The organism is Aeromonas sp. 604443 (assembly GCF_049170315.1).
GTDB classification, from domain to species: domain Bacteria; phylum Pseudomonadota; class Gammaproteobacteria; order Enterobacterales; family Aeromonadaceae; genus Aeromonas; species Aeromonas veronii_A.
This window is the reverse complement of the sequence record NZ_JAAKMI010000001.1, coordinates 653267-666534: the sequence shown is the minus strand read 5'-3', so window position 1 is coordinate 666534 and position 13268 is coordinate 653267. Positions and strand designations below refer to the sequence as shown.

10 protein-coding genes and 1 pseudogene are annotated in these 13268 nt (G+C 58.3%); 7 read left to right on the top strand and 4 right to left on the bottom strand.

Features of this window, described 5'->3' with window-relative positions; translation table 11 throughout:
* Position 1: 1 nt before the first annotated feature.
* The 3 genes from G5380_RS02895 to G5380_RS02885 all read right to left on the bottom strand — a co-directional run bounded on the left by G5380_RS02895 (position 2) and on the right by G5380_RS02885 (position 4268).
* Entirely contained in the window at positions 2–1186 is a 1185-nt protein-coding gene (locus G5380_RS02895; RefSeq protein ID WP_421352336.1) for an acyltransferase family protein, read from the bottom strand.
* Between the two features lie 344 nt (positions 1187–1530).
* On the bottom strand, positions 1531–2724 hold the full coding sequence (locus G5380_RS02890) for a class I SAM-dependent methyltransferase (protein WP_005336736.1): 1194 nt from the start codon (positions 2722–2724) through the stop codon (positions 1531–1533).
* A gap of 113 nt (positions 2725–2837) precedes the next feature.
* Positions 2838–4268, bottom strand: a complete 1431-nt coding sequence (locus tag G5380_RS02885; RefSeq protein ID WP_421209025.1) for a methyl-accepting chemotaxis protein — start codon at positions 4266–4268, stop codon at positions 2838–2840.
* Between the two features lie 82 nt (positions 4269–4350).
* Between G5380_RS02885 and G5380_RS02880 the strand changes: the two genes are divergently transcribed.
* Complete coding sequence (locus G5380_RS02880; RefSeq protein ID WP_005345583.1) at positions 4351–4623, top strand: acylphosphatase; 273 nt, start codon at positions 4351–4353, stop codon at positions 4621–4623.
* A gap of 15 nt (positions 4624–4638) precedes the next feature.
* The gene (locus G5380_RS02875; protein WP_421209026.1) at positions 4639–5505 is read left to right on the top strand and encodes a CHAD domain-containing protein; all 867 of its coding nucleotides are present in this window, start codon (positions 4639–4641) and stop codon (positions 5503–5505) included.
* Between the two features lie 137 nt (positions 5506–5642).
* On the opposite strand, the gene metG is transcribed toward G5380_RS02875, so the two are convergent.
* A complete protein-coding gene (gene metG, locus G5380_RS02870) occupies positions 5643–7676 on the bottom strand; it encodes a methionine--tRNA ligase (protein ID WP_026034905.1) in 2034 nt (677 codons plus the stop codon).
* Positions 7677–7862: 186 nt separating this feature from the next.
* On the opposite strand from metG, the gene apbC reads away from it, so the two are divergent.
* The 5 genes and pseudogenes from apbC to G5380_RS02845 all read left to right on the top strand — a co-directional run.
* Positions 7863–8945 (top strand): iron-sulfur cluster carrier protein ApbC, encoded by a 1083-nt coding sequence (gene apbC / locus G5380_RS02865; protein ID WP_005345574.1) that lies wholly within the window; start codon positions 7863–7865, stop codon positions 8943–8945.
* Positions 8946–9055: 110 nt separating this feature from the next.
* On the top strand, positions 9056–9700 hold the full coding sequence (gene udk, locus G5380_RS02860) for a uridine kinase (protein ID WP_005345570.1): 645 nt from the start codon (positions 9056–9058) through the stop codon (positions 9698–9700).
* A 63-nt stretch (positions 9701–9763) separates the two neighbouring features.
* A complete protein-coding gene (dcd, locus tag G5380_RS02855) occupies positions 9764–10345 on the top strand; it encodes a dCTP deaminase (protein WP_005336719.1) in 582 nt (193 codons plus the stop codon).
* 377 nt (positions 10346–10722) lie between these two features.
* A complete protein-coding gene (locus G5380_RS02850; RefSeq protein ID WP_216950818.1) occupies positions 10723–12192 on the top strand; it encodes an inorganic phosphate transporter in 1470 nt (489 codons plus the stop codon).
* 116 nt (positions 12193–12308) lie between these two features.
* Positions 12309–12931: pseudogene (locus G5380_RS02845) on the top strand (IS3 family transposase); the annotation flags it as partial.
* Positions 12932–13268: the final 337 nt, after the last annotated feature.

Below are 13268 nucleotides of genomic sequence, written 5' to 3'. Positions count from 1 at the left end.
CTTATTCGACCCGCTCCAGCGCCGGTTGCCGTGACTTGCCCCTGCGGCGCAGGCGCCGTTGCAGTGGTCGCTCCAGCAGGTTGTAGCTCAAGGCAGAGAGGCTGATCAGCACCGCCAGCATCAGCAAGGTGGCCACTACCCCCAGCAGCGGGTTGGTCTGGCCATACCACCACTCGGTGAGCCCCGGCGCCAGATAGTGGATGAGCTCGCAGCCGGTGAGCAGCACCAGCGCATGGAGCAGGTAGATGGAGTAGGAGAGATCTCCCAGCCAGTTGGTGAAGCGGTTATCCAAAAGGCGCAGCAGCGGACTCCGGCGCTCCCCCTGGGCGGCGGCAATCCAGATCAGCAGCACGTAGGAGGCGATCAGCAGCAGTGTCAGCTGCGGCGTCATGGCGAACTGCATCAGCGCGAAGGGCAGCACAAAGGCGATCAAGAGCGGCAGATCACGCTGCATCATGGGCGAGCCTTTCGCGGCCTTCACCCTCGGCAGCAGCCAGAGGCCGAGCACAAATTCACTCACCCCGCGTCCCACTGCCAGCGCGCCGCTGGTGACATCCAGGGTGCTGCGACTGTGCACGATAAAGGCCAGCACCGTCAGCGCCAGCAGGGGGGCGAGATGGCTCCAGCGACTGCGGGTCACCGCCAGCGGGATCAGCAGCGGGAACAGCAGGTAGCTTATCCACTCCACGCTCAGGGACCAGGCGGCGAAGTTCCAGGTCAACCCGTGATCGGTTACCACCTGCAGCAGCAGGAAGGCGCTCGGCAACGCTTCGGCCGGGGTAAAGGGGGAGCCGAAAGGCGGCATCCCTTCCCACTCCCACATCTTGAACAAGGGGCCGGCATAGAAGCCCACCCCGTGCCGCGCCTTGTAAAGCTCCCAGCTAACCAGCAGCAGCAGGGTCACCAGATAGAGGGGATAGACGCGGGTCAGCCGCAGCCAGAGAAAACGGCCATAGCTCACGGTGCGAGGCGTGCGTGTGAAGGCCTCGCCATAGACATGGGCCAGCACCACGCCGCTCAAAATAAAGAACAGGTCGACCCAGAGGTAGCCATTCTCGATGAGTTGGGTGTGGCCTGCGATCGACTCCATCCACTGGGGAAAGAGCAGCAAGCGGGCATGGAACAGCACCACCATCAGGGCAGCGATGCCCCGCAGCGGCGTTAACAGCGGCAATGATTGATTCATAACGGGATCCCTTGTGATGTTCAGCTTGGCCTGACATCGATTTTTGTTGTTGTACCGTCCATCAATCCTGATGGGACGGTTGCCCCGGCTTGGCTGCCACAGGCGGGATCACACTACGGAAAAGAGAGCCATACGGGTGTGATTCAAATCATAAATGTGCAGTTTTTGTGCAAAAAATTTAAACAGGTAAAGACGTGGGACGCAGGCAGGGAAAGAGGAGTAGAGAGAACACCCATAAAGCAGAGAGGGTGGTCAACGGGGCGAGGGTCAGGTCTATAGGCGTTAAGCAAAACAATCAGGCCCGCAAGGGGCCTGATTGATCACAAGGGGAGGGTGGTTGCCGATCAGCGGGCGCGTACCACCAGACCCTTGAGGTAGAAGCCTTCCGGATAGGCGGTACCGATAGGGTGATCGGAGGCCTGGGAGAGCAGCTCCAGGATCTGGGCATCGCGACCGGCATCGAGCGCTGCATCGGCAACGATCTTCTGGAACAGGCTCTGCTCCATCAGGCCGGAGCAGGAGTAGGTCAAGAGCACGCCACCCGGCGCCAGCAGTTGGAACGCCAGCATGTTGATGTCCTTGTAGCCACGGCAGGCACCCAGCAGCTGCGCCTTGCTCTCGGCGAACTTGGGCGGATCCAGCACGATGACATCGAATTTCTCGCCCTTTTCGCGGTATTCACGCAGCAGCTTGAACACGTCGTGACGGACAAACTGGGTGTTGCTGGTATCCAGCCCGTTCAGCTCGGCGTTCTGGCGGGCAATATCCAGCGCATTCTGGGAGAGATCGACGTTGACCACCTCCTTGGCGCCGCCCTTGAGGGCATAAACGCCAAAACCGCCGGTGTAGCAGAAGCAGTTGAGGACCCGTTTGCCTTCGGTGTATTTGGCGGCAGCCTGACGGTTGTCCCGCTGATCCAGATAGAAACCGGTTTTGTGGCCATTGCGAATGTCCACCAGGATCTTGACGCCACCGTTCTCTTCAATGACCACCGGCTCGTTCGGGGTCTCGCCATAGATGACGCCGGTGCGCTCTTTCAGCCCTTCCTTCTTGCGTACCGCCACGTCGGAGCGCTCATAGATGCTGCATTCTGGGTAGAGGGTACGCAGTGCCTGCGTTATCAGCTCACGCTGGAACTCGGCACCGGCAGAGAGGATCTGGCACACCAGAAAATCGGCATAACGGTCGATGGTCAGACCCGGCAGGCCGTCGGATTCGGCGGCGCAGAGGCGATAGCCGGTGAGACCCTGACGCTTGATCAGCGGATCGCGAGACTCCTGCGCATATTTGAGGCGACGGATAAAGAAGTCGAGATCGACGGTCTCATCCTTGTCGAAGGTCCAGACCCGGGCACGGATTTGGGAGCTGCCTGACCAGGCGCCACGGGCGAGCCACTTGCCATCGTTGGCATAGATCTCGACGGTATCGCCGTCAATGGGGTTGCCCTGAACCCGCTCAATCCCCTTGGAGAAGATCCAGGGGTGGCGACGCAGCAGGGATTTTTCGCGGCCTTTGACGAGATAGATGGAAGCGCTCATGGATGTTTGCCGATGGTAGAAAGAAAAGGGGCCACATTCTATGTGGCCCGCAGGTAAAACTCAAACAACCCTGTGTAATGGATGGGGTTGCCCTGATCTGACACCTCATATGGTCAGAGCTTAATCCCCTTGAGTGCCTGGGTCAGTTCGCTGGCGGTGGCTTTCAGCCCCTGCGTGCCAGCTACCGAGGCGCTGGCGGACTCTTCCACCTGCGCCGCTTCATGGCGCACCTGATCCAGATTGTGGGTGATCTCGGCGGCGACCGAGCTCTGCTCTTCGCTGGAGGTGGCGATCTGGGTGCTCATCTCTAGCACCGCATCGCTGTGGTTGCTCAGCTTTTCGATATCGAGCCCCACTTCGCTGATGAGCTGCTGGCTGCTGGCGGCGCGCCCCACGGTTTTCTCCATGATCTCGTTCAGCGCGCCGGTACCGGTCTGCAGCTCTTCGATCATCTGCTGGATCTCCACCGTCGCCTGCTGGGTACGGCTGGCGAGAGTACGCACTTCATCTGCCACCACCGCAAAGCCGCGACCCTGCTCACCGGCACGGGCCGCTTCGATGGCGGCGTTGAGGGCCAACAAGTTGGTCTGCTGGGAGATGGCGTTGATGACGTTGACCACTTCGTTGATGCGATTGGCGTTGTGAGTCAGCCGCTCGACCGCGCCCGATGCATTGCCAATCTCGTCCGCCAGGGTGCGGATCGCTTCGATGGTGCGGGCTACCCGGTTGGCGCCATTGGCCGCCTCTTCGCTCGATTGGCGGGTCTGCTGCAGGGTGTCGTTGGCATTGCGCGCCACTTCGCGGATCGCCGCCGACATCTGCTCCATGGCAGTGGCCAGTGAATCCATGTGCTGGCGCTGGGAACGCGCCATGGTCTCGCCTTCGCGGGCATGGTCACGAAACTCGTCTGCGGCCAGGGTCAGCGCTTCGGCAGACTCTTCGACCAGCTTGACGATCTGATGCTGGCGGTCGGTAAAGCGGTCGATGCTGCCCGCCAGGGTGGAGAACTCGTCCCGCACCGGGAAGAAGTTGAGACGGAAGGTGAGATCCCCGTCCGCCACGGTTTGCAGCGCCTTGTTGGTGGAGTAGAGCGCACCGGAGACAAAGGTCATCATGTAGTGGATCACCAGTGCCATCAGGGCGGCCAGCGCGCCGATCAGGAGCAGGGTCGAGCCCTGACCCTCCCACATGGAGAGGTTGCTGGTATCGAGATCACCGGTGACGTAGCCTGCCTGACCTGCTGGCGCGGTAAAGAGGTAGTGCTCCCCTTGCTGTTGCAACCCGCTGCTGCCTTGCCGGGTCAGACGCAGATCAGCAGGCAACACCAGAGTGGGCTGCTGGCTGACCAGCTGCGCTGTGGTCTCGACCCGTTGCTGCAACTGCGCTACCCGCAGGGAGATCTCCTGCTGATGGCTGGCCGCCAGCATATACCAGCTGAGAAAGGCGATGATGAAGAGAGGTAACCAGAACGCGATATGGAATTTTTCACTGATGGTGAGGTGAATGAGATAGCGGTCAACCCACCGGAATTTAACTTCTTTCATAATGGAGCTGCATCCTGCAGAGATAGAGTGTCGGGCACATTATCGTCTCGGGAATTTTTTTCTTAAGCGGAAGGTGTGAGAAATGGGAGAGCAATCGTTTGTCATTCGGGTGTGGGGGCAGGTGCAGGGGGTGGGATTTCGCTATTTCACCCGTGAGCGGGCGCTGCAACTGGGTTTGCGGGGCCATGCCTACAACCTGGAGGATGGCTCGGTGGAGATCCTCATCAGCGGCCCCGCGCAGGGGGTGCAGATGATGCTGGGTTGGCTGGAGCATGGCCCGCGCACCGCCAGGGTGACCCGGATGGAGTATGAAGAGGCGCTGCCGCCCACTGGCCAGGGCTTTCACACCAACTGAAGGGGCGGGGACGAGATGGACGCTGACAAGGAAAGTCTGTTGCTGACTCAGGCAACAAGCTGGGTCGCCCGTTATCAGGAGGCGGCGCGAGCGGTGCGCGAAGAGGCCAGCGAACCGGCCGTGCATGGCTACCGTATCGCGGCGCGCCGCTTGCTGGCACTGCTCGCCCTGTGGCGACCACTCGCCTATCATCCCGAGCTGGAGCGGCGTCTGCTGCGCTCGGTCGGGCGGCTTTCGGCGCTGCGGGATGCTCAGGTCTACGCCGAGCGTTTTGGCAAGCCGCCTGCCAGCACGGGCAATACCCACAAATCGGCCTGTCGCGTGCCCCTGTTGTCGAGGCGACTGGCCCGCTGGCTTGCAGCGGTGGCGCAGGTGCCGGATGCGCGGGCATTGGCATCGCTCTATCAGCAGCATCTGGCCCTGCGCCTTGATGAGGCGCAGGGCGCTCTCGATGAACCTATTCCCTGCGTTGGAAAATCTGCCAGCTCCCGTCAGCAACAGTTGCGCCGCTGGCATCGGCTGCGCCTCGAGATCAAGCAGGCCCGTTATGGCGTGGAACTGTTGCTGGATCTGGGGAGTGGAGATCCCGGCTGGTTGAGCACCCTGACTCACTGGCAGGAACGACTCGGCCAGTTGCAGGATTGGCGTCAATGGCGGCAGAGGTTGCGAGCAGAGCAGGGGAACACCCGCAAGCAGACGAAACTGCGGCAGCAGTTGAAGGGGAAGATCACCACCCGTTTGCGTCAATTGGACTGCCAGCAGGCGGAGCTGGTGGCGCTCAAACTGGCGATGCAGGCAGGCCACAACATGAATGACATGCCAAGTCGGGTGATCAGGTATTCAGAACAAAATGTATCGACCGCGAATCCCGGTTGTGGATAGCCCCGAGGCCGCAATCTACGAAAGTCATCCGCGACCAGCATCTACAGAAACTATCCAAGCCAAATATGTGAGACAAAAAAAGAGAGGCCGTTTGGCCTCTCTTCTCTATCTGGCTGTGGTCGCAGTCAGCGATACGCTTACTTGACGCGCATGCCCGGCTGGGCGCCTTCCTGCGGCTCCAGGATCCAGAGATCCTTGCCGCCCGGGCCTGCAGCCAGCACCATGCCTTCGGACATGCCGAAACGCATCTTGCGCGGCGCCAGGTTGGCCACCATCACGGTCAGCTTGCCTTCCAGATCTTCCGGGTTGTAAGCGGACTTGATACCGGCAAACACCTGACGGGTTTCGCCGCCGATATCCAGTTGCAGCTTGAGCAGCTTCTCGGCTTCCGGTACCGCTTCGGCCTTCTTGATCAGCGCGACGCGCAGGTCAATCTTGGCAAAATCGTCATAGGTGATGGTTTCGCTGATGGGGTCATCAGCCAGCGGGCCGGTCACTTTCGGTGCCTGCTCTTTGGCCAGGTCTTCCTTGGAGGCCTCGATCATGGCTTCAATCTTCGCCGGCTCGATGCGTGAGAAGAGGGCCTTGAACGGTGCCACGGTGTGATCGACCAGCGGCATCTCGATGCCATCCCAGCTGAGGGTTTCGGCCAGGAAGGCTTCGGCACGCTCGGCCAGCAGCGGCATGACGGGCTTGAGGTAGGCCATCAGTACGCGGAACAGGTTGATACCGACGGAGCAAACAGCTTGCAGCTCGGCGTCAGCCCCTTCCTGCTTGGCGATGACCCAAGGAGCCTTGTCATCCACATAGCGGTTGGCCTTGTCGGCCAGCGCCATGATTTCGCGGATGGCACGGCTGAACTCGCGGCTCTCATAGGCTTCGGCAATGGCGGTACGGGCATTGGCGAATTCGGCGTAGAGCTCGGGCTCGGCGCAGGTTGCCGCCAGCTTGCCGCCAAAGCGCTTGGCGATAAAACCGGCGTTGCGGGAGGCGAGGTTAACCAGCTTGTTGACCACGTCAGCGTTGACGCGCTGCACGAAATCTTCGAGGTTCAGGTCCAGATCATCGATGCGGCTGTTGAGCTTGGCGGCGTAGTAGTAACGCAGGCACTCCGGATCCAGGTGGTTCAGGTAGGTAGATGCCTTGATAAAGGTGCCCTTGGATTTGGACATCTTGGCGCCGTTGACGGTTACATAGCCGTGCACGTTGACCTTGGTCGGCTTGCGGAAGTTGGCACCTTCCAGCATGGACGGCCAGAACAGGCAGTGGAAGTAGGCGATGTCCTTGCCGATGAAGTGGTAGAGCTCGGCGTCGGAGTCCGCTTTCCAGTAGCTGTCAAAGTCGATGTCGCCACGCTTGTTGCACAGGTTCTTGAAAGAGGCCATGTAACCGATGGGGGCATCCAGCCAGACGTAGAAATACTTGCCTGGGGCGCCGGGGATTTCGAACCCGAAGTAGGGGGCATCACGGGTGATGTCCCACTGCTGCAAGCCGCTTTCGAACCACTCCTGCATCTTGTTGGCCATCTCTTCCTGAATGGCGCCGGAGCCGCGCACCCACTCAGAGAGCCATTTTTCAAACTGCGGCAGGTCGAAGAAGAAGTGCTCGGAGTCCTTCATTACCGGAGTCGCGCCGGAGACGGCAGATTTCGGATCGATCAGCTCGGTTGGGCTGTAGGTGGCGCCGCAGCTGTCGCAGTTGTCGCCATACTGCTCCGGAGATTTGCACTTGGGGCAGGTCCCCTTGACGAAACGATCCGGCAGGAACATGGATTTTTCCGGATCGAACAGCTGGGAGATGGTGCGGCTCTTGATAAAACCACCATTTTTCAGGCGGCCATAGATCAGCTCCGCCAGCTCACGGTTCTCGTCGCTGTGGGTAGAGTGATAGTTGTCAAAGCTAATGTTGAACCCGGCGAAATCGGCCTGGTGCTCCTTGGAGACCGCGGCAATCATCTCTTCCGGGGTGATCCCCATCTGCTGTGCCTTGAGCATGATCGGGGTGCCGTGGGCATCATCGGCACAGATGAAGTGCACCTGATGGCCGCGCATTCGCTGATAACGAACCCAGATATCGGCCTGGATATGTTCCAGCATGTGGCCAAGATGGATGGAGCCATTGGCATAGGGGAGGGCGCAGGTTACCAGCATTTTACGAGGATCAGTTGCCATATTACGTTCTTGATGTGCTTGTTGGGATGATAGAGTGCCGTGCATGTTACCCGAATTGGGGGTAGCCTGCCTAGGGTTGTGGCTATGCCAACCTTGGCAGCACCTGCCGTTATGATGGCAGGCAAGCCACTGATTTGTGTGCGGTAACCGTTCACCTCAAGATAATGACAAGATAATGAGGAGTTAATGGTGATTGATTCAGTAAAACAGATCCTCGCCGAATTTAAGCCAGCAGGCTGGCACAAGGATCTGGTGGATGCCGGATTCGTTCGCGAGATCATCAATCAGGGTCAGGGGCTTACTATCCGGCTGGTCTTGCCGTTTGCCGGTCTCTCGCTGCTCGATCAGCTCAAAGAGAACTACGATGCCAGGCTGCGTAGTGCCACCGGCGCTGCCCGTATCGACTGGGCATTGGAGATTGACGTCGCCAGCATGCCGCGGGCGCAGGGCCTCAATGCCGTGCAGGGCATTCGCAACATCATCGTGGTTGCTTCCGGCAAGGGCGGGGTAGGCAAGTCCACCACCGCAGTCAATCTGGCGCTGGCGCTGCAAAAAGAGGGGGCGCGGGTCGCTATTCTCGATGCCGATATCTATGGCCCTTCCATTCCCACAATGATGGGCACCCTCAAGGAGCGCCCGGTCAGCCATGACGGCAAGCTGATGGAGCCGGTGATGGCCTGCGGCCTCAAGAGCAACAGCATCGGCTATCTGGTCTCCGAGCAGGATGCCACCATCTGGCGTGGCCCGATGGCGAGCAAGGCGCTGGCGCAGATCCTCCATGAGACCCGCTGGGGCGAGGTGGATTATCTGGTGGTAGACATGCCGCCGGGCACTGGCGATATCCAGCTCACCATGGCTCAGCAGGTGCCCACCTCGGCGGCGGTGATCGTCACCACCCCGCAAGATGTGGCGCTGGCCGATGCCCGCAAGGGGATCGCCATGTTCAACAAGGTCAATGTGCCGGTGCTTGGCATCATCGAGAACATGAGTTATCACGTCTGCAGCGCCTGTGGTCATCATGAGCCGCTGTTTGGTACCGGTGGCGGCCAGAAGATGGCAGAGCAGTATCAAGTGGCACTGCTTGGTCAATTACCGCTGCACATCGATATCCGCCAACACATGGATGATGGCTGTCCGACGGTGTTCGGCGCACCGGAAGGGAGCCTGGCTCAGGCTTATTTGAAGCTGGCGCGCAGGGTAGGGGCTGAACTCTTTTTCAGCGCAAAACCGATTGCGACCCCCCTCTATGCCATGGCGCTGGATGAATAATCGGCGGTCGGTCACTTGAAAGGGAATTGAGGGTGGGCATGACCCACCCTTTTTTATATAATGGATCGGTTTAAACCATCCCCACTGCTCTTCTCTTTTAGGTATTTGTCATGTCTGATACTCAACATTCGTGTGTGATCATCGGTATTGCGGGCGCATCTGCGTCTGGCAAAAGTCTTATAGCCCAGACCATTTATGAAGAGCTGGTGGCCGAACTGGGCGCAGGTCAGATTGGTGTGATCACCGAAGATTGCTACTACCGTGATCAGACCCACCTGACCATGGAAGAGCGGGTCAAGACCAACTATGACCACCCCAACGCGCTGGATCACGACCTGCTGGTACAGCACCTTAGCCAGCTGGTCAAAGGTGACGCGGTTGCCATTCCCCAGTACTCCTACACCGAACACACCCGGATGAGCGAAGTGACCCCGTTTGCGCCGCGCCGGGTGATCATTCTGGAAGGGATCCTGCTGCTGACCGACAGCCGTCTGCGGGATCTGATGGATGCCTCCATCTTTATGGATACCCCGCTCGACATCTGCCTGCTTCGCCGTCTGGTGCGTGATGTGCAGGAGCGTGGCCGTACCATGGACTCCGTGCTCAAGCAGTATCAGAAGACAGTGCGTCCGATGTTCCTGCAGTTTATCGAGCCGTCCAAACAGTATGCCGATGTGATCGTGCCCCGTGGTGGCAAGAACCGCATCGCCATCGACATGCTCAAGGCGCGTATTCGCCACATGTTGATTGGTTAAGATGAAACAAGCCGGGTGATGCCCGGCTTTTTTAAAAGCACAATTTGTCAGGAGAGTCGCCCAATGCGTCTGTGTGATACCGATATTGAACGCCATCTGGATGAAGGCAAGATCGTCATTGAGCCACGGCCCGGGGTAGAGCGGATCAGTGGTGTCAGTGTCGATGTGCTGCTGGGTAACGAGTTTCGGGTGTTTCGCGATCATACCGCGCCCTATATCGACCTGAGCGGCCCGAGCAGCGAGATGGCCGATGCCATCGATCGGGTGATGAGTGACGAGATCCACATCCCCGATGGCGAAGCCTTCTACCTTCACCCGGGTCAGCTGGCGCTGGCGGTGACCTACGAATCCGTCACCCTGCCTGCCGATATCGTTGGCTGGCTGGATGGCCGCTCTTCACTGGCGCGCCTGGGTTTGATGGTGCACGTGACCGCGCACCGCATCGATCCGGGTTGGTCCGGTCGCATCGTGCTGGAGTTCTACAACGGCGGCAAGCTGCCGCTGGCGCTGCGCCCGAAGATGAAGATCGGCGCCTTGAACTTCGAGATGCTTTCCGGCGTCGCGGCCCGTCCCTACAACAAGCGGGAAAATGCCAAGTACAAGAGCCAGCAGGGCGCCGTCGCCAGCCGCATCAATCAGGACTGATAACTGGCAACACAGCAACGATTCAAGGGAGCACAAGGTGCTCCCTTTTTGCATCTGGAATCAAACGGATATGGGATTGATGGTGCTGGTCGGATGAGATTGGTGGGGTAGGGGCGTTTTATCACCAATTTTGCCTGTTTTTATGTCATAAAAACGTCATAAAAATGAAATCATTGGCTTAATTGTCAGCTAATTTTGCCATTTCCTGCAATCATTGATGGCTTTAATTAATCGATGGCAAGCCGCATGAGGACTGGCTCTAGGATATTTTTTTCCAAAAAGCTCTTTTTTTTTATGGCTGAAATATTTCAATGGTGGCTATGGTGTTGGCCGCCATCTGGCATAATCCGCCGCAACTCATAAACAGGCTTTTTTTTATGTTTGAAATGTTTAGTGGTTTGGGTTTGTGGTGGTCAATCGGTTTGGTATTGGCCGTTTTTTTTGTGCTTGCCTATGAATTTATCAACGGCTTTCACGATACCGCCAACGCGGTAGCAACGGTTATCTATACCAAGGCGATGCCGGCTCACCTGGCGGTTGTCGCATCGGGGATCTTCAACTTTTTTGGCGTCATGTTCGGCGGTCTGGGGGTGGCTTATGCCATTGTCCATCTGTTGCCCATCGACCTGCTGCTTGGGATGGACTCCACCCAAGGGTTGATCATGGTCTTCTCCTTGCTGTTTTCCGCCATCGTGTGGAACCTGGGCACCTGGTTCTTCGGGATCCCGGCCTCCAGTTCACATACCTTGATCGGTTCCATTCTGGGGGTAGGCGGCGCCTATGCCTGGATCACCCATAAACCGGTGACAGAAGGGATCAACGTGGGCAAAGCGATCGACATCATGCTTTCCCTCATCATCTCTCCCACCATAGGTTTCATCATCGCGGCGCTGCTGCTGCTGGCAATGAAACGCATCTGGACCAGCAACAAGATCCACAAAACACCGGAAGAGCGTCAGCTGGTGGATGGCAAGAAGCACCCGCCGTTTTGGGCGCGTCTGACCCTGGTGGCATCGGCCATGGGCGTCAGCTTCGTGCACGGCTCCAACGATGGCCAGAAGGGTATCGGTCTGGTGATGCTGGTGCTGATCTGCATGGCACCCGCCTATTTCGCGCTGGACATGAACAGCCGCTCTTATGACCTGGATCGGACCCAGGATGCCAACCAGCGCATCATGGAGATCTACCAGCGCAACCAGTCCGCCCTCTCTGGTGTCATCAACTTCTCTGCACCGGCAACGGCTCAGGAAGAGCTGATGACTCACTGCTCCGCCGATGGCGTGCTGCAGGCGATGGCCACCCTGGATGCCCGTCTGGGGGCTGTGCGTACTTATGATCAGATGAGCCTGACCGACCGTCGCGAAGTGCGTCGTCTGCTGCTCTGTATCGATGACACTGCCCGCAAGGTTGCCAAGCTGCCGCTGCCCGCCAAGGAGCTGACCGACCTGGCCAAATGGCGCAAGGATCTGACCGCGACCGCTGAATACGCACCGACCTGGGTGATCGTCTCCATCGCACTGGCGCTCGGTTGTGGCACCATGGTGGGCTGGCGTCGTATCGTCCATACCGTGGGAGAGAAGATCGGCACGACCGGCATGACCTACAGCCAGGGCATCGCGGCCCAGATCACGGCTGCGACCTCCATCGGAGTCGCCAGTCTGACTGGTATGCCGGTGTCCACCACCCACATCCTCTCTTCTGCGGTGGCGGGGACCATGATTGCCAACAAATCCGGCCTGCAGAGCCAGACTATCAAGACCATCCTGATGGCCTGGGTGCTGACCCTGCCGCTGACCATGCTGCTCTCCGGCGGCCTGTTCATCGTCAGCCATCATCTGTTTGGCTAAATGCCAATACCATATTCGATAAAGGGCCTGCGGGCCCTTTTTTGTGTTTCCTGTCCTCTCCTGAATACGGTTTACACCTTTCCCCCCAATAAATGAACAGTCCTATGGGATAAGGTGTGAAACGGACACCGCGCGATGACTCGCTGACGTTTAAACTGGCGTTGGTCGAACAGATTGAAAAAGGCGAGCTCAGCTGCCTGCAAGCACAAGCCCGATATGGCATTCAGGGCAATTCGACCATTCTGGTGTGGTTTGCGTAAACATGGTTGGCAAGATTGGAGCCTGAGGTATCTGTACCCGCCGGCAATAGCATCACCATGCCTGACCCCGACAAACAGACGCACCAACAATGTATCAAAGAGCTCGAGCAGCTGGCGCTGATAAGCCTGAAGGCCCAAGTCGTCGATGTGCTGAAGAACGACTAGGCGTTTCCATCGTAAAAAAGCGACCCGACAAGTCCTCTCGCAGCGGCAGGTCGAGAGGCTGACCATTGTCAGGGCTTGCCTGTTTCTGGGAATAAGCCGGCAGGCTTTCTACAAGCGCAATCGGGTTGCGGACGGACATCTAAGCTCAGGGGCTGCAGGTGGTGCGATTTGTGCGTCAGGTTCAGCTGCGACAACTGCAGGTCGGCACTAGCAAGCTGCATTATCTGCTTCAGGGTCAGGATGATGCCTAGTTCAAGGTCGGGCGGGACAGGCTGTTTCGGATATTGGCCGAGTACCGCTACTGGTGCAGCCCAGTCTAGGGTTTCCTCGTCGCGCAGTAATGCCGATTAATCCCTGTTTGTATTGTGTATGCACTGAGCGATGCTTTGCTGTTATATGCCAACAGACTAGAAATCGAATATCATTTTTAACGAGTCGGAAGATAGAATGAAAATCTTGAGCCGGTTTAACAAACCTTTACGACACAGACACAGTTTGCTGTCGCCAAGCTCCCGGTTCAAACAGAGGAGAGAGTCATGAGCCAGTCTGTGGCTTGGTCAATGCCATGCGGCGTATCGGTAGCGGATTTGTTTGTCCATATCCGAGGTATTACTGACCGGAGTCGGGTGTTCAAGAGGATATTTGCATTAG